Below are 16,966 nucleotides of genomic sequence, written 5' to 3' on the forward strand. Positions count from 1 at the left end.
TTATATTAATTATCCACCGGATATTCAAGTCATTAAAATCAACATAAAAATACAAATATGCCATTGAAAAATAAGACAAAATATCAAGATCGAACCAAGGAAAAACGATCATTTAGCGATCTTCCATTGTGGACAAAGATAATCACTGAGAAAAAATAAGTCTTTCTGTACAGAAAAAAACCAATAAAAAAAGCGACATCGTTTGATGTCGCCTAGCAAAATTGCGGTGAAGCTAATTCGTTGAATACGGCAGCTTAACCATAAAGCTATAAATTACACTGGAAGCAATGTGAGCAATGTCGTGTCAAAAAGAATTCGTGCAAGTTCAGAGCAATTTGTATCATCACCTTTTCAACACCGTTGTATGGGGTAAATCAACATCCTTGTGAACTTTTCCTCATTCCCTAAGACGCCTTAATAATAACAATTCTCATTTACATGTCAACATTCAAATGAGAAAAAATCTCATTTATTTACCTTGGCACTCAAACTTTATGAGTCATTAAATTTGGAATATAAAATTTTAACTTTATTTTCAAATAGATATAAGCAAAGACTCCCTCTTAGTGAGCGCGTACTCATCAAACCAAACGCTTGTTTGAGCGTTATCTTGCTGGCAAAACATAAAAGGCTGGCACAAGCCAGCCTCATAACCTTGGAGGAAGGGTTACCTCTATTCAGTTTTCAAGAATTGCGCCGCTTGCGCATTGTCTTCCGCTAACCATTGTGCGACATCTTTGGCAAAGTAGGTCAAAATACCATCCGCACCCGCTCGTTTAAAGCAAAGCAACGATTCAAGCACCGTTTCACGTTCTTTCAACCAACCATTTTGAATCGCGGCTTTGTGCATCGCATATTCGCCCGACACTTGATAGGCAAATGTCGGCACTTGAAGCTCAGTTTTAACACGACGCACAACATCAAGATATGGCATGCCCGGCTTAACCATCACCATATCGGCACCTTCATTGATGTCTAATGCAACTTCGTGCAAGGCTTCATCACTGTTGGCAGGATCCATTTGGTAGTTCTTTTTGTTTCCACCTTTTAGGTTGGATGCAGAGCCCACTGCATCACGGAATGGCCCGTAGTAGTTGGAAGCATATTTGGCAGAGTAAGCCATGATTTGAGTGTGAATGTAACCCGCTTCCTCTAGTGCTTCACGGATACGACCAATTCGACCATCCATCATATCTGAGGGAGCCACCACATCCGCACCCGCTTCCGCATGCGACAACGCTTGTTTGATCAGAACTTCCGTTGTCTCATCATTCATCACATAGCCTCCATCATCGATGATGCCGTCTTGGCCATGGGTGGTAAAAGGATCAAGTGCGACGTCCGTAATGACGCCCATTGCTGGCACGTGCTCTTTTAATGCACGCACAGCTCGCTGAACCAAGCCTTCGGGGTTATAAGCTTCCGCGGCACAAAGGCTTTTCGCGTCTTGGTTCACCACCGGAAAAAGAGCAATCGCTGGCACACCAAGCTGAGCAAGGTACTGTGCTTCTTCAAGCATCAAGTCAATGGAAAGGCGCTCTACGCCAGGCATAGATTCAACACTCTCACGACGATCTTTACCCATTAAGATAAACATCGGGTAGATCAAGTCGCTCACCGATAGCTGATTCTCCGCCATCAAACGACGACTGAACTCATGCTTGCGCATACGGCGCATACGGCGCGCAGGGAATGGGCCTTGAATAGATACAGACACTCTCGTCTCCTTGTCTGGTGTACAGAATTGGCAAAATCATATCACTACGAAGGCTGCGCGCCAGCAACAATAAAGAAAAATCGCAAAAATGACCAAATGCTCACACTGGCGTATACTCTGCACACCTTTTGAACGCTGAGATAACCTAATGATTGACACTCATGCCCATATTTACGCCAAAGAATTTGACCAAGACCGCGACCAGGTTGTGCAACGCGCGCTTGAGCAGGGCATTGAAAAAATCTTGTTGCCAAATATCGACCTCGACTCCATTGAACCAATGCTGCGCACCGAAGCTGCGTACCCAAACATCTGCCATTCAATGATGGGCCTGCATCCATGCTATGTGGATAACAATGTGAAGCAGACACTCGAAACGATCCACGCTTGGTTTGCGAAACATTCGTTCATCGCTGTCGGTGAGATTGGCATCGACTTGTATTGGGATAAAACGTATCAAAAGGAGCAAGAGTGGGCCTTTGTCACTCAGCTTAATTGGGCAAAAGAGCTGAAACTGCCCGTTGTCATTCATACGCGAGATTCCATTCAAGAAACTCTCAAACTCCTAAAAGCCGAGCAAGACGGTACATTGAGTGGGGTATTTCACTGCTTTGGTGGTTCAATTGAAGAAGCCAACGCCATCAACGATCTTGGTTTTCATCTAGGACTGGGAGGGGTGACGACATTTAAGAATGGTGGCATGGACAGTGTCATTCCAAGCCTAGATCTCAACTATGTCATTCTCGAGACGGATTGTCCTTATTTGGCCCCCGTTCCACATCGCGGCAAAAGGAATGAACCTTCTTATACCCGATTGGTCAATGAGCGGATCGCCGAGCTACGACAACTCTCCAATGAAGAAGTGGCTAAAATAACCTCAGAAAATGCCAAACGTTTATTTCACTTACAGGGCAAATAATGAGCACATCTTAGTGAGTTTTTAGATAAAACCTTGTTTTTACTGTGTAAATGGTAAATAAACTCATCACTTTTAAGCAATAAATATGAGATCAGAATCACATCCACTAATGGAATTATAAGTGAATTGCATATATGATCTATGCCACAAAAATCATAACAAAAGTGAGAAGTTACATGTGTAATCACAGTATTCACTTACAACGTCATCATCGCTCCTTCTGGCAAAAAATCATCGGCATCAAAGAGATTTATATTTGCCAAAATTGTGGTCATACGATCAAAGTGAGATAAAAAAAGCGGCTTCATGAAGCCGCTTTTTTATTATTCTTGCCCTTGTTCTTCACTTTCCTCTTTGCAGGTATAGAAACGCGCAAAGAACAAACCGACTTCGAACAACAAACACATCGGAATGGCCAATAGGGTTTGCGAAATCATATCTGGCGGAGTTAACAGCATCCCTACGATAAACGCACCAACAATAATATAGGGGCGTTTTTCGCTTAAGCTCTTCGGATCGGTTGCTCCTGTCCAGCACAGCAAAATGATCGCTACTGGTACCTCAAAAGCAATACCAAATGCTAAAAACAGCGCTAAAACAAAATCCAAATAACTGGCGATGTCGGTGGCAAACTCGACGCCACCCAAAGAGATGGCGGTGAAAAAGCCAAACACCAGAGGAAAGACAACGTAGTAAGCAAACGCCACGCCGCAATAAAACAATAACGAACTGGAAGCCAACAATGGCATGATTAAGCGACGCTCATGCTTATACAGGCCAGGCGCCACAAACGCCCAAACCTGATAAAGAATAAACGGCACAGCCAAAAAGACCGCCACGATCAAAGTCAATTTGAGCGGCGTAAAAAACGGTGAAGCCACATCCGTTGCGATCATCGTCGCCCCTTCAGGAAGACGCTCCACCAGCGGCGCCGAGATAAACTCGTATATTTCACCAGAAAAATAGATTAGACCGACAAAAACAATCAACACTGCAAGGAGCGCTTTCAATAAGCGATTACGCAGTTCTAACAAGTGGCTAATCAAAGGTTGAGTCTGCTCAACGGTAGACATGTCAAACCTCTAGAATCAAAACGGATCAAAAAAGAGCTACCCAAAGAGTAGCTCCCCTATGTGAGACTATTCGGACTTGGTATTTGCCGCCGATGTTTTTGCCGCCTCAGTTTGATGAGTCACATCACTAGACGAGCTGGACGTGGCTTCATTTTTGGCTGACACATCTGCGTATGGGCGATTCACCGACTGAGCTGCTTGTTTTAGCTGCTCCACAGACGCTTTCAGGTCTGGCGAAAGTTCTTCCATCCCCATTTGCTCTGCTTTACGCAAGTTTTCTTGTAGCTCCTGAACTTTGAGCTCATGAGCTAACTCGTCTTTAACGCTATTTGCCATGCTTTTTGCTGCACCAACAAATCGCGCCACACTACGAATCGCATGCGGCAAACGCTCTGGCCCTAAAACAACCAGACCCACGACAAATATCAATACCAGTTCCCAAAAACCGATATCAAACACTTATTACGCCTGCTCTTTGTCTTTTTTAGTTTCGGTCGCAGCTTGTTTGTTTTGCTGCTCTAGACTTTTCGGCTCAAAGTCTGCGTCTTTCTTCTCAGACTCTTCTTCGTTCATTGCTTTTTTGAAGCCTTTAATTGCGCCGCCTAAATCACTACCAATACCGCGCAGTTTTTTAGTTCCGAATAGCAATACAACGATGACAGCAATAATCAACAGTTGCCAGATACTGATACCACCCATTCTTTTTACCTCGGGTCTTTTGTAACAAAAATTAGATCAAGAGTTTAACGTCTAACGACGATAAGCTCGCCAACTGAACAGCCAAAATGTGACGCCTGCAATAGCCGTCGCCAGTGAAAGCTGTTCATAAGTGTGGTCCACCAATATTGCCGAGCATACGACTAATGTGGCCCCAACACCAAATAAAAACTTTCCTGTTGCCTGCTGGCGCTTGCTGGCTCGATAGCCTTGGTAAAGCTGATCCATTCTCTGGTTCATCGCTTTGCCCTGTTTGAGGCTGTCATACAGCAACTCCGGCAGTTCAGGTAATTTTTCCGCCCAATAAGGCGCGCGGTCTTTTATTGCATTGATCAACGCCTTAGGACCAACTTGATTCATCATCCACTCTTCAAGGAAGGGTTTTGCGGTTTCCCAGAGATCAAGTTGAGGGTAAAGCTGGCGCCCTAACCCTTCCACATACAGCAAGGTTTTTTGCAATAACACCAGTTGTGGCTGAACTTCCATATTGAATCGCCTTGCGGTATTGAATAGGTTCAATAGCACATGACCAAAGGAGATTTCACACAACGGTTTGGCAAAAATCGGCTCACAAACAATACGAATCGCAAATTCAAATTCATCAATATTAGTGTCTGCTGGTACCCAGCCAGAGTCCACATGCAGCTCGGCTACACGTCGATAGTCACGATTAAAAAACGCCAAAAAGTTTTCTGCTAAATAGCGTTTATCTTCGCTATTTAATGTGCCAACAATGCCACAATCCAAACCAATCCATTGGGGGTTCTCGGGATGTTCAGGGTTAACAAACACGTTCCCTGGATGCATGTCTGCATGGAAGAAGCTGTCGCGAAAAACCTGGGTAAAGAATACACTCACCCCTCTTTCTGCCAACAACTTCATGTTGGTGCCATTCGCTTTCAAGCCTGCAATATCCGAGACTTGGATGCCATATATTCGCTCAGAAACCATGACAGTTTCATTACTAAAGTCCGGATAAACTTCAGGAACATATAACTCTTCACTGCCGGTAAAATTGCGTCTTAGCTGTATCGCATTGGCCGCTTCGCGACGCAAATCAAGCTCGTCCAGTAAGGTTTTCTCATACTCTCGAACCACTTCGATTGGTTTAAGACGACGTGCTTCAGGCATTGCTTTGGCGACTATACGCGCCATACGTCGCATCAGTTTTAGATCTGCATCAATGATGGGACGAATATCTGGGCGAATGACCTTTAATACCACTTCTTGGTTAGTCGTTTTCAGCTTGGCGGTATGCACCTGCGCAATGGAGGCCGACGCTAAAGGAACCAGGTCAAAATCACTAAACCAAGTTTCTAGAGGCCCACCGAGCGCTTGCTCCATTTGCGCTTTCGCCAATGCACCATCAAAAGGCGAGACTTGATCTTGCAGCAGTGCAAGCGGGTCTGCAATGTGAGGAGGAAACAGATCGCGACGAGTAGACAACATCTGGCCAAACTTAATCCAAACAGGACCTAGCTCTTGCAGGGCAAGACGTAGACGATCCCCTAACGGCTTTTCTGGATGCTGATTCTTAAGCCAAAACAAGCTTTTGCGCACCCAACGTGGTGCTTTGGCAAGTTGATGGTCTGGCAATAGGTCATCCAAACCATATTCAAGCTGAACTTTAATGATGCGATAAAGGCGCTTTAGCTCTGTCGGGGTCATGCTTTCTCCAACAGTTTTTGCAGACGAGCTTCTAGTCTGGCGAGATCACTTTTGGCATCGTCCACTTGGTCACAGAAGTAAGCCACTTCCAATGGTCCAGGTGCCAGACGCCATTCTTCGGTAATCACCTGAGCAAGATGATGCTGTTGCTTTTTTGCTTGACGGCCGACAAAGCCACCAACATTCTTTACACCCTGAGCCAAAGAGTGAGCGACCACATCCCCAGTGACACGCGATACCCATTCCTCCACATCCGGTTTTGCATCCGAGATGAGCTGAGCAAACTTCTGCGCTAATTGAATGTCCCCTTCAAGGATCAGCTTGTCTTGCTTAATCAGCTTCGTGATATTGGCCTGCTCTTTCAGATCAGGCAACACCGCTAATTTAAGCGACAAATAACAATCCGGTTGGCCTTCATAATTGGCTAATACATCAATCTGTTGGCTAAAAATAAACGTCAACGTTTTGTTCACCTCTTGGAGATGAACTTGGATCACTTGCCCCTTTAAACGTAATAAACGCTTTTCGAGATCCGGATTGTCTTTTACCAGCACATTGAGGCTAGTTTCAATCACTGCGGTAATGAGTGGTTCAAATGGCATGGAGGCTCCTAAAACTTGTAGCCACGATGCAGGGCAACAATGCCACCCGTCAAATTGTAGTATGAGGTATTTTCAAAGCCTGCTTCTTGCATCATCCCCTTAAGGGTCTCTTGATCAGGATGCATGCGAATCGATTCGGCCAAGTAACGGTAGCTATCGGCATCGTTCGCGACTAACTCACCCATCTTCGGTAATAGGTGGAAAGAGTACGCGTCATACACCTTAGATAACGGATCAAAGACAGGTTTGGAAAATTCCAATACCAACAAACGACCACCCGGCTTGAGCACTCGGAACATCGAGCGAAGCGCTTTATCTTTGTCAGTCACGTTACGTAGGCAGAAACTGATGGTAATAATGTCAAAGTAATCATCCGGAAATGGCAATTCCTCGGCATTCGCTTGTACGTAATGAACGTTACCGACAATGCCGCTGTCTCGTAGTTTGTCACGACCGACATTGAGCATAGAATTATTGATGTCAGCGAGAATGACATGACCCTTTTCACCGACGATACGGGAAAACTTGGCAGTCAAATCTCCTGTGCCACCACCTAAATCTAATACTCTCTGACCAGGACGAGCACCACTGCAATCGATGGTAAAGCGCTTCCACAAACGATGAATTCCCCCTGACATCAGGTCGTTCATAATGTCGTATTTGGCCGCGACTGAATGAAATACTTGAGCAACCTTAGCGACTTTTTCTTCTTTCGCTACGGTAGTGAAACCAAAATGCGTGGTTTCTGATGATTCTAAAGCTGTATTCGATTGCACGCTGATGTCCGTCATTATTTTTCCTCTTGGGCAGTGCGGTTCGATTGAGGGCCGAAATGGTTTTCTTGGCCCAAGACTGCGGTCGAATAGTTTACTTTATCCTCAACGGGATGTCTTTCTACTAAAGAGTCATTTTGTGCTAATTGAGTTAAATCCGCCGAGATAGGGCGTTTGACTTCAACACCCAGCTCTTTGAAACTTTCCGCCTGACGAATGACATTTCCTCGCCCGGTCACCAATTTGTTCATTGCCCCTTGGTAACTTTGGTTAGCTTTATCCAGCGCTCCGCCTAAGTTTTGCATATCATCGACAAACAAGCGCAGCTTGTCGTATAGCTTACTTGCTCGCTGTGCAATGATCTTCGCGTTCTGGCTCTGACGCTCATTGCGCCAGAGGTTATCAATGGTTCTCAGAGCAACCAGTAATGTGGTTGGACTCACCAAGATAATATTTTGTTCCATCGCATCTTTGACCAGGCTCGGATCAGCTTGTATTGCTAATTGGAAAGCGGGCTCGACAGGTATAAACATCAGCACATAGTCCAAGGAGTGAATACCTTTGAGCTGGTGATAATCTTTTACACTTAATCCTTTAATATGCGCACGAATCGCAGCAAGGTGATTGGACAACTCAATGTCGCGCTCGCTGTCCGACTCCGCATGGAAATAGCGCTCATAGGCCACCAACGTCATTTTGGAGTCGATCACCACTTGCTTATCTTGAGGTAAATAGACGATCACGTCGGGTTGATAGCGTTTACCCGCTTCATTTTGCAAACTGACCTGAGTCTGATATTCATGCCCTTCGCGTAATCCTGATTCCGCAAGCACACGCGCCAGCACCACTTCTCCCCAGTTTCCTTGCTGCTTATTGTCTCCTTTGAGCGCTTGCGTAAGGTTCACAGCTTCACGAGTCATCTGCTCATTCAAGCGTTGTAAATTTTTCAACTCATGCACAAGCGTATGACGTTCTTTGGCTTCATAACTGAAACTATCATTGACCTGCTTCTTAAAGCCTTCTAACTGCTCTTTTAAAGGGGATAATAGTCCTTCTAAGCTGAGGCGGTTTTGTTGATCAACCTTAGCGGTTTTTTCTTCAAAAAGTTGATTCGCAAGATGCTCAAACTGCTGTTTCAAGCGTACCTCTGCTTGTTCCAGAATTTGCAGCTTCTCCTGATTAGCTTGATTCAGTTGCTCATGACGAACCTGCTGCTCACGCAGTTGTGTCTCTAATTTTGCGTTGTGTTCCCTTAGCGCCGTTAACTCATCAAAGTATTGTTGACGCTCTTGTTTTACCGCATCGAAGTAGCGTAGTTTCTCAATTGCGGCCATCAACTTACCATGGGTTTGTTTGACCTCATAGGCCGCCTGATCGCGCTCCTGATCATAATCATCCAACTCCGTTTGAAGCTGTTGCATTCCGTGCTGCAGTTGTTCGATTTTACTGGCAGATAAGCGTTGTTCACTTTCTAGCTGTTGTTGCAACAACTGATTCACCACCTCTAGCTTCTGGCGCTGCCACCAAGCGGCTAAAATTGCAGTCGATAGCGAAGAAAAAAGGGTCAGCAGAAGGGAAGCTTGGTTATCTATAATCCATTGCATAATAAGGCGTTCTAAGAAAAGAGATGCGTGTTTCAATGGTATTTACATACTGGATAAATGTCCAGTTTGTTGCACAGAAAATCCTCGCTTACACTAGGTGCTTTGCTTGCTGACTATCATTTTGAGGATTTATGAACGAGCGTCGCGCCCTAGGATTCGGGCTTTCTGCTGTATTGTTATGGTCTACTGTAGCGACCGCCTTTAAACTTACGCTCGCTGAGTTTAGCCCTATCCAAATGCTCACCGTGGCCAGTGTTGTTTCTGCAATGGCCCTTCTCACGATTTGTGCCCTACAAGGAAAACTGACACAAATCAGTACTACTTTCTTATCAAATCCTTGGTATTACTTACTACTAGGGCTGATCAACCCATTAGCCTACTACCTCATTTTATTTAAAGCCTACGATCTGTTACCTGCCTCTCAGGCACAAGCGATCAACTATAGCTGGGCCATCACACTGACACTAATGGCTGCCGTGTTTCTTGGGCAGAAAATTCGTAAGCAAGATTGGGTTGCCTGTGTATTCAGCTACGTTGGCGTGATTGTCATTGCCACAAAGGGCGATTTATTAGGGCTATCATTTGAAAGCCCTGTGGGCGTAGCGCTAGCACTCACGTCGACTTTACTTTGGGCTGGGTACTGGATCCTTAATACTAAAAACCAAGCCGATCCTATTGTTGGTGTCTTGCTTGGTTTCTTAGTCGCTATTCCTTTTGCCATTGCTTTAACGGCCATCGAAGGCCAGTCATGGGGGCAGATTTCGACGCAGGGCTGGCTTGCTGTCACTTATGTTGGCCTGTTTGAAATGGGAGTGACTTTTGTCCTATGGCTATCTGCACTGAAGCTAACCAATAACACGGCAAGGATCAGCAACCTCATTTTCGCCTCACCTTTTATCTCTCTCATGCTACTTTCCTCCATAATTGGTGAGGAAATTCACCCTACAACCCTCATTGGCTTGATGCTCATTATTGCAGGACTCGTTATTCAGCAGATCAAATGGGGTAAAAAAAAGCTCACTGCCGCGGATCGCTCTTAACGGATACTGGCTTACCGCTAACTAAACATGTTGTAAGCCATTTCACTTCCTTGCCCTCTGATTTGATCGATCACAAAGGCACGTCCGGGAGTAATGCCCAGCGCCGCTGCCGCAGGATGTTCAGCCAAGTAATGTTGCTTTTCCTCTTCCTCTAACATCGAATCCCAGCGCTTATTGATGTCTCTTGCTAAGTAGAGCAAGCAAGCTAACCGTTTGGCTATTTTAGCCTTGCCAGGATGATTGATGTTTTCAATAGCATCTTTCATTTCTGGCGGAAACTTCCAAGCTTCAGCTAGCTTCGCCCCAAGTTCCGTCGCATCCGTGCCTAATACCTCTCTTTGTGCACTTAACGAGGACTGCCCTTCAGCGATTTTATTGCTGATTTCTATCGCCTGTTCAGGCACCAAAGAGTGAATCATCAACTCTCCAATATTGTGCAGTACACCCGTGGTAAAGACTTCATTGGCATCCAACTTCGCTTGATCTGCTAATTTGCTCGCAATCATCGCAACTTCAAAGGTATTGGCCCAATAATCCTTGATATTCAATGTTTCAATTTTGGGGAACGCGCTGTAGAGAATTGAAGAAGAAACAAGAGTACGAACAGCCCCACTCCCAACACGAATAACCGCTTCATTGAGGTTGGAAAGAGGTTTGTTACCGGCAAAATGTGCCGAGTTAGCCATTCTGAGTAATCGGGCACTGAGTACCTGATCCATCGCCAATTTTTTTGATAGCTCAGAAAAATCAAAATTATCTCGATTGACCATCTCAAGTAATTCTTGCAGCACACTCTCAATCCGAGGTAATTCGTTGAGACGTGAAATCAGAGCTTCTTGGGACATACCTCTCTCCTTAGACTGTCGTGTTACTTAATTAATATAGGACACATTAAGCAAGATAGACTCCTCGTTCACTATTTAGTTTTTGGTATTGATTGAAAGTCAGTTAGGAGCCTTAAACCAACCTAACTAAAAATATGATCTAATTGAAGCTGTTACTTCTTCGTGATAAATGACGCTATGGACAGTCTCAATAACCTTGATTTCAAAAAACTTGCTAGCCAACAAAAATCTATTCAAATGAAGATGCGATTACTCGCATTGGCCCACTTTAAAGAGGGTCACTCTCGAACCCAAATCGCCAAGTTTCTTAAGGTAAGCCGAACTAGTGTTAATAAATGGGTTCAAACTTTTCTTGAAGAAGGATTAGAAGGGCTGAAGGAAAAACCAAGAACGGGTCTCCCAGCATTTCTTAACGCGGAGCAGCGAGAACAATTAAGTCAGTATCATCAAGCTCCCACCCTATTCTCCAGAGCTAAACCCGATAGAACAAGTGTGGAGTGGGTTAAGACAACACTATCTCGCCAATCCATCTTTTGCGGATTACGAAGACATTGTCTCCAAAGCATGTAGGGCTTGGAAGAGTTTTTTGGAATGTTCGGCCAGAGTCAGACAGATGTGCTCGAGAAGATGGATAGACCTGACAGTTAATTTTCCAGATTGGTATGACATGAGCAAGATGCATTCCCTTGAAAGAAAAATTCATCACGCTGAAAACGACAAAACCCAGTCCGAAGACTGGGTTTCTAAATAAGTGGCGGAGCGGACGGGACTCGAACCCGCGACCCCCGGCGTGACAGGCCGGTATTCTAACCAACTGAACTACCGCTCCGCACTGGTTAGACCTAAGTCTAAATTAAAAGCCTGGCGATGTTCTACTCTCACATGGGGAAACCCCACACTACCATCGACGCTATTTCGTTTCACTTCTGAGTTCGGAATGGGTTCAGGTGGGTCCAAAACGCTATGGTCGCCAAGCAAATTCTTAAAATTCGGAAAGCTGTCTGCGTTCTCTACACATTCAATTCGTTCTTGCTTTGAGTCCATCAAAACCCTTTGGGTGTTGTATGGTTAAGCCTCACGGGCAATTAGTACAGGTTAGCTCAACGCCTCACAGCGCTTACACACCCTGCCTATCAACGTTCTAGTCTCGAACAACCCTTTAGGATACTTAAAGTATCAGGGAAGACTCATCTCAGGGCTCGCTTCCCGCTTAGATGCTTTCAGCGGTTATCGATTCCGAACTTAGCTACCGGGCAATGCGTCTGGCGACACAACCCGAACACCAGAGGTTCGTCCACTCCGGTCCTCTCGTACTAGGAGCAGCCCCCTTCAATCTTCCAACGCCCACGGCAGATAGGGACCGAACTGTCTCACGACGTTCTAAACCCAGCTCGCGTACCACTTTAAATGGCGAACAGCCATACCCTTGGGACCGACTTCAGCCCCAGGATGTGATGAGCCGACATCGAGGTGCCAAACACCGCCGTCGATATGAACTCTTGGGCGGTATCAGCCTGTTATCCCCGGAGTACCTTTTATCCGTTGAGCGATGGCCCTTCCATTCAGAACCACCGGATCACTATGACCTGCTTTCGCACCTGCTCGAACCGTCATTCTCGCAGTTAAGCGGGCTTATGCCATTGCACTAACCTCACGATGTCCAACCGTGATTAGCCCACCTTCGTGCTCCTCCGTTACTCTTTGGGAGGAGACCGCCCCAGTCAAACTACCCACCAGGCACTGTCCGCAACCCCGATTAGGGGCCAACGTTAGAACATCAAACATACAAGGGTGGTATTTCAAGGACGGCTCCAACGCAACTGGCGTCACGTCTTCAAAGCCTCCCACCTATCCTACACATGTAGGTTCAATGTTCAGTGCCAAGCTGTAGTAAAGGTTCACGGGGTCTTTCCGTCTAGCCGCGGGTACACTGCATCTTCACAGCGATTTCAATTTCACTGAGTCTCGGGTGGAGACAGCGTGGCCATCATTACGCCATTCGTGCAGGTCGGAACTTACCCGACAAGGAATTTCGCTACCTTAGGACCGTTATAGTTACGGCCGCCGTTTACCGGGGCTTCGATCAAGAGCTTCGCTTACGCTAACCCCATCAATTAACCTTCCGGCACCGGGCAGGCGTCACACCGTATACGTCATCTTACGATTTTGCACAGTGCTGTGTTTTTAATAAACAGTTGCAGCCACCTGGTATCTGCGACTCTCGTCAGCTCCATCCGCAAGGGACTTCACCATCAAGAGCGTACCTTCTCCCGAAGTTACGGTACCATTTTGCCTAGTTCCTTCACCCGAGTTCTCTCAAGCGCCTTGGTATTCTCTACCCGACCACCTGTGTCGGTTTGGGGTACGATTCCTTACAATCTGAAGCTTAGAGGCTTTTCCTGGAAGCATGGCATCAATGACTTCACTACCGTAGTAGCTCGACGTCGTGTCTCAGCCTTAAGAGTATCCGGATTTACCTAAACACTCAGCCTACGCACTTGAACCTGGACAACCGTCGCCAGGCCCACCTAGCCTTCTCCGTCCCCCCATCGCAATTGTAAGAAGTACGGGAATATTAACCCGTTTCCCATCGACTACGCTTTTCAGCCTCGCCTTAGGGGTCGACTTACCCTGCCCCGATTAACGTTGGACAGGAACCCTTGGTCTTCCGGCGGGGAGGTTTTTCACCCCCCTTGTCGTTACTCATGTCAGCATTCGCACTTCTGATACCTCCAGCATGCTTTACAACACACCTTCAACGGCTTACAGAACGCTCCCCTACCCAATGTTCATAGAACATTGCCGCAGCTTCGGTTTACAACTTAGCCCCGTTACATCTTCCGCGCAGGCCGACTCGACTAGTGAGCTATTACGCTTTCTTTAAATGATGGCTGCTTCTAAGCCAACATCCTAGCTGTCTAAGCCTTCCCACATCGTTTCCCACTTAGCTGTAATTTGGGACCTTAGCTGGCGGTCTGGGTTGTTTCCCTCTCCACGACGGACGTTAGCACCCGCCGTGTGTCTCCCGGATAGTACTTACTGGTATTCGGAGTTTGCAAAGGGTTGGTAAGTCGGGATGACCCCCTAGCCTTAACAGTGCTCTACCCCCAGTAGTATTCGTCCGAGGCGCTACCTAAATAGCTTTCGGGGAGAACCAGCTATCTCCGAGTTTGATTGGCCTTTCACCCCTAGCCACAAGTCATCCGCTAATTTTTCAACATTAGTCGGTTCGGTCCTCCAGTTGATGTTACTCAACCTTCAACCTGCCCATGGCTAGATCACTCGGTTTCGGGTCTATATCCAGAGACTATGGCGCCCAGTTAAGACTCGGTTTCCCTACGGCTCCCCTAGATGGTTAACCTTGCCACTGAATATAAGTCGCTGACCCATTATACAAAAGGTACGCAGTCACACCACGAAGGTGCTCCTACTGCTTGTACGTACACGGTTTCAGGTTCTATTTCACTCCCCTCACAGGGGTTCTTTTCGCCTTTCCCTCACGGTACTGGTTCACTATCGGTCAGTCAGGAGTATTTAGCCTTGGAGGATGGTCCCCCATATTCAGACAGGATAACACGTGTCCCGCCCTACTCGATTTCACTGAACATGCATCTACAACTACGGGACTATCACCCTGTATCGTCGGACTTTCCAGACCGTTCGTCTAACACATGTAAAGCTTAAGGGCTAATCCAATTTCGCTCGCCGCTACTTTCGGAATCTCGGTTGATTTCTTTTCCTCGGGGTACTTAGATGTTTCAGTTCTCCCGGTTCGCTTCATTGAGCTATGTATTCACTCAATGATACTGGCTTATGCCAGTGGGTTTCCCCATTCGGAAATCGTAGACTCAAGTGGCTGTTACTGCCTCATCTACGCTTATCGCAAGTTACTACGTCCTTCATCGCCTCTGACTGCCAAGGCATCCACCGTGTACGCTTAGTCACTTAACCATACAACCCCAAAGGGTCTTTGTTAAACAACCAAAGTTGCTATCTCATTATTTGAATGAGCGAGATAGCGTTGATTTTGCCGGACTCAATTTCGAATAGTCACTAAAAGTGACATTCCCAAGAACACTTGAATGTGTTTGTTGGTGTTTGTCTTAAAGACAAACATTGAGAACTTTACAAACAACAATAAATTGTTGTTTTGTCAGCTTTCCAAATTGTTAAAGAGCAGATTTTCTAATGAAAACCATGTTTAAACACACTCGTAAGAATGCTTAAAGATGGTATCCGTAGGGGAGTCGAACCCCTGTTACCGCCGTGAAAGGGCGGTGTCCTAGGCCTCTAGACGAACGGGACACTAAGATACTCTAAACTTTCTAAACCATATCAATCTGTGTGAACACTCATCGCAATAATCATCGTATAAGGAGGTGATCCAGCGCCAGGTTCCCCTAGCGCTACCTTGTTACGACTTCACCCCAGTCATGAACCACAAAGTGGTGAGCGTCCTCCCGAAGGTTAAACTACCCACTTCTTTTGCAGCCCACTCCCATGGTGTGACGGGCGGTGTGTACAAGGCCCGGGAACGTATTCACCGTGGCATTCTGATCCACGATTACTAGCGATTCCGACTTCATGGAGTCGAGTTGCAGACTCCAATCCGGACTACGACGCACTTTTTGGGATTCGCTCACTTTCGCAAGTTGGCCGCCCTCTGTATGCGCCATTGTAGCACGTGTGTAGCCCTACTCGTAAGGGCCATGATGACTTGACGTCGTCCCCACCTTCCTCCGGTTTATCACCGGCAGTCTCCCTGGAGTTCCCGACATTACTCGCTGGCAAACAAGGATAAGGGTTGCGCTCGTTGCGGGACTTAACCCAACATTTCACAACACGAGCTGACGACAGCCATGCAGCACCTGTCTCAGAGTTCCCGAAGGCACTCCAGCGTCTCCGCTAGATTCTCTGGATGTCAAGAGTAGGTAAGGTTCTTCGCGTTGCATCGAATTAAACCACATGCTCCACCGCTTGTGCGGGCCCCCGTCAATTCATTTGAGTTTTAATCTTGCGACCGTACTCCCCAGGCGGTCTACTTAACGCGTTAGCTCCGAAAGCCACGGCTCAAGGCCACAACCTCCAAGTAGACATCGTTTACAGCGTGGACTACCAGGGTATCTAATCCTGTTTGCTCCCCACGCTTTCGCATCTGAGTGTCAGTATCTGTCCAGGGGGCCGCCTTCGCCACCGGTATTCCTTCAGATCTCTACGCATTTCACCGCTACACCTGAAATTCTACCCCCCTCTACAGTACTCTAGTCTGCCAGTTTCAAATGCAGTTCCGAGGTTGAGCCCCGGGCTTTCACATCTGACTTAACAAACCACCTGCATGCGCTTTACGCCCAGTAATTCCGATTAACGCTCGCACCCTCCGTATTACCGCGGCTGCTGGCACGGAGTTAGCCGGTGCTTCTTCTGTCGCTAACGTCAAATGATAGTGCTATTAACACTACCACCTTCCTCACGACTGAAAGTGCTTTACAACCCGAAGGCCTTCTTCACACACGCGGCATGGCTGCATCAGGCTTGCGCCCATTGTGCAATATTCCCCACTGCTGCCTCCCGTAGGAGTCTGGACCGTGTCTCAGTTCCAGTGTGGCTGATCATCCTCTCAGACCAGCTAGGGATCGTCGCCTTGGTGAGCCCTTACCTCACCAACTAGCTAATCCCACCTGGGCATATCCTGACGCGAGAGGCCCGAAGGTCCCCCTCTTTGAGCCGAAGCTATCATGCGGTATTAGCCATCGTTTCCAATGGTTATCCCCCACATCAGGGCAATTTCCCAGGCATTACTCACCCGTCCGCCGCTCGCCACCCGAGAAACAAGTTTCTCTGTGCTGCCGCTCGACTTGCATGTGTTAGGCCTGCCGCCAGCGTTCAATCTGAGCCATGATCAAACTCTTCAATTAAAAGTTTTTTGAAGCTTTCGCTTCGGCTCAATGAATACTGAATAAATTGACTGTGCCGATACTTAGTATCGTTTTGGTCACTCAGTTCATTGA

11 protein-coding genes, 2 tRNA genes, 3 rRNA genes and 2 pseudogenes are annotated in these 16,966 nt (G+C 46.7%); 4 read left to right on the plus strand and 14 right to left on the minus strand.

Annotated features, from left to right (window positions below):
* Positions 1–673: 673 nt before the first annotated feature.
* Complete coding sequence (gene hemB, locus AOT11_RS06365) at positions 674–1,717, minus strand: porphobilinogen synthase (RefSeq protein ID WP_017420521.1); 1,044 nt, start codon at positions 1,715–1,717, stop codon at positions 674–676.
* A 148-nt stretch (positions 1,718–1,865) separates the two neighbouring features.
* On the opposite strand from hemB, the gene AOT11_RS06370 reads away from it, so the two are divergent.
* Complete coding sequence (locus tag AOT11_RS06370; RefSeq protein ID WP_017420522.1) at positions 1,866–2,636, plus strand: TatD family hydrolase; 771 nt, start codon at positions 1,866–1,868, stop codon at positions 2,634–2,636.
* 323 nt (positions 2,637–2,959) lie between these two features.
* Here the strand turns inward: AOT11_RS06370 and tatC are convergent, their stop codons facing one another.
* From tatC to rmuC, 7 genes are all read right to left on the minus strand, one after another.
* On the minus strand, positions 2,960–3,709 hold the full coding sequence (tatC, locus tag AOT11_RS06375; protein WP_017420524.1) for a twin-arginine translocase subunit TatC: 750 nt from the start codon (positions 3,707–3,709) through the stop codon (positions 2,960–2,962).
* A 66-nt stretch (positions 3,710–3,775) separates the two neighbouring features.
* The gene (tatB, locus tag AOT11_RS06380) at positions 3,776–4,168 is read right to left on the minus strand and encodes a Sec-independent protein translocase protein TatB (protein WP_017420525.1); all 393 of its coding nucleotides are present in this window, start codon (positions 4,166–4,168) and stop codon (positions 3,776–3,778) included.
* 3 nt (positions 4,169–4,171) lie between these two features.
* Positions 4,172–4,408, minus strand: coding sequence for a Sec-independent protein translocase subunit TatA (gene tatA, locus AOT11_RS06385; protein WP_013572590.1), 237 nt, complete (start codon positions 4,406–4,408; stop codon positions 4,172–4,174).
* 51 nt (positions 4,409–4,459) lie between these two features.
* Positions 4,460–6,094 carry a ubiquinone biosynthesis regulatory protein kinase UbiB gene (ubiB, locus tag AOT11_RS06390; RefSeq protein ID WP_017420526.1) on the minus strand — a complete coding sequence of 545 codons (1,635 nt, stop codon included), beginning with the start codon at positions 6,092–6,094 and terminating at the stop codon, positions 4,460–4,462.
* On the minus strand, positions 6,091–6,696 hold the full coding sequence (locus tag AOT11_RS06395; RefSeq protein ID WP_017420527.1) for a ubiquinone biosynthesis accessory factor UbiJ: 606 nt from the start codon (positions 6,694–6,696) through the stop codon (positions 6,091–6,093). Before AOT11_RS06395 ends, ubiB begins: the two co-directional genes overlap by 4 nt.
* A gap of 8 nt (positions 6,697–6,704) precedes the next feature.
* Positions 6,705–7,487, minus strand: a complete 783-nt coding sequence (gene ubiE / locus AOT11_RS06400) for a bifunctional demethylmenaquinone methyltransferase/2-methoxy-6-polyprenyl-1,4-benzoquinol methylase UbiE (protein WP_011078975.1) — start codon at positions 7,485–7,487, stop codon at positions 6,705–6,707.
* Complete coding sequence (gene rmuC, locus AOT11_RS06405) at positions 7,487–9,073, minus strand: DNA recombination protein RmuC (RefSeq protein ID WP_026050263.1); 1,587 nt, start codon at positions 9,071–9,073, stop codon at positions 7,487–7,489. The genes ubiE and rmuC overlap by 1 nt, the downstream gene beginning before the upstream one ends.
* Positions 9,074–9,204: 131 nt before the next feature.
* Here rmuC and AOT11_RS06410 point away from each other — a divergent pair, with 131 nt between their 5' ends.
* A complete protein-coding gene (locus tag AOT11_RS06410) occupies positions 9,205–10,113 on the plus strand; it encodes a DMT family transporter (RefSeq protein ID WP_017420529.1) in 909 nt (302 codons plus the stop codon).
* 17 nt (positions 10,114–10,130) lie between these two features.
* Here AOT11_RS06410 and AOT11_RS06415 read toward each other — a convergent pair whose 3' ends face one another.
* Entirely contained in the window at positions 10,131–10,958 is an 828-nt protein-coding gene (locus AOT11_RS06415) for an HDOD domain-containing protein (protein ID WP_017420530.1), read from the minus strand.
* Positions 10,959–11,201: 243 nt separating this feature from the next.
* Between AOT11_RS06415 and AOT11_RS24230 the strand changes: the two are divergent.
* Both AOT11_RS24230 and AOT11_RS24235 read left to right on the plus strand, forming a co-directional pair.
* Positions 11,202–11,372: pseudogene (locus AOT11_RS24230) on the plus strand (helix-turn-helix domain-containing protein); the annotation flags it as partial.
* 22 nt (positions 11,373–11,394) lie between these two features.
* Positions 11,395–11,601, plus strand: a pseudogene (locus AOT11_RS24235) (transposase); the annotation flags it as partial.
* 109 nt (positions 11,602–11,710) lie between these two features.
* Here the strand turns inward: AOT11_RS24235 and AOT11_RS06425 are convergent.
* From AOT11_RS06425 to AOT11_RS06445, 5 genes are all read right to left on the minus strand, one after another.
* Positions 11,711–11,787: transfer RNA gene (locus AOT11_RS06425), tRNA-Asp, on the minus strand.
* Between the two features lie 30 nt (positions 11,788–11,817).
* A 5S ribosomal RNA gene (gene rrf / locus AOT11_RS06430) occupies positions 11,818–11,933 on the minus strand.
* Positions 11,934–12,022: 89 nt separating this feature from the next.
* Positions 12,023–14,909: ribosomal RNA gene (locus AOT11_RS06435) — 23S ribosomal RNA — on the minus strand.
* Positions 14,910–15,188: 279 nt separating this feature from the next.
* Positions 15,189–15,263 (minus strand) — tRNA-Glu (locus tag AOT11_RS06440).
* 67 nt (positions 15,264–15,330) lie between these two features.
* Positions 15,331–16,873, minus strand: a 16S ribosomal RNA gene (locus AOT11_RS06445).
* Together the 16S, 23S and 5S rRNA genes with 2 tRNA genes alongside form the textbook arrangement of a ribosomal RNA operon.
* Positions 16,874–16,966 lie beyond the last annotated feature (93 nt).

Source organism: Vibrio vulnificus NBRC 15645 = ATCC 27562, from assembly GCF_002224265.1.
In the GTDB taxonomy this organism is placed as follows: Bacteria; Pseudomonadota; Gammaproteobacteria; order Enterobacterales; family Vibrionaceae; genus Vibrio; species Vibrio vulnificus.

What these genes read in the sequence shown, in the direction of transcription:
- AOT11_RS06370 (WP_017420522.1), top strand. Translation starts at nt 1,866, where the DNA reads ATGATTGACACTCATGCCCATATTTACGCCAAAGAATTTGACCAAGAC.
- tatC (WP_017420524.1), bottom strand. Translation starts at nt 3,709, where the DNA reads ATGTCTACCGTTGAGCAGACTCAACCTTTGATTAGCCACTTGTTAGAA.
- tatA (WP_013572590.1), bottom strand. Translation starts at nt 4,408, where the DNA reads ATGGGTGGTATCAGTATCTGGCAACTGTTGATTATTGCTGTCATCGTT.
- ubiB (WP_017420526.1), bottom strand. Translation starts at nt 6,094, where the DNA reads ATGACCCCGACAGAGCTAAAGCGCCTTTATCGCATCATTAAAGTTCAG.
- AOT11_RS06395 (WP_017420527.1), bottom strand. Translation starts at nt 6,696, where the DNA reads ATGCCATTTGAACCACTCATTACCGCAGTGATTGAAACTAGCCTCAAT.
- ubiE (WP_011078975.1), bottom strand. Translation starts at nt 7,487, where the DNA reads ATGACGGACATCAGCGTGCAATCGAATACAGCTTTAGAATCATCAGAA.
- rmuC (WP_026050263.1), bottom strand. Translation starts at nt 9,073, where the DNA reads ATGCAATGGATTATAGATAACCAAGCTTCCCTTCTGCTGACCCTTTTT.
- AOT11_RS06410 (WP_017420529.1), top strand. Translation starts at nt 9,205, where the DNA reads ATGAACGAGCGTCGCGCCCTAGGATTCGGGCTTTCTGCTGTATTGTTA.
- AOT11_RS06415 (WP_017420530.1), bottom strand. Translation starts at nt 10,958, where the DNA reads ATGTCCCAAGAAGCTCTGATTTCACGTCTCAACGAATTACCTCGGATT.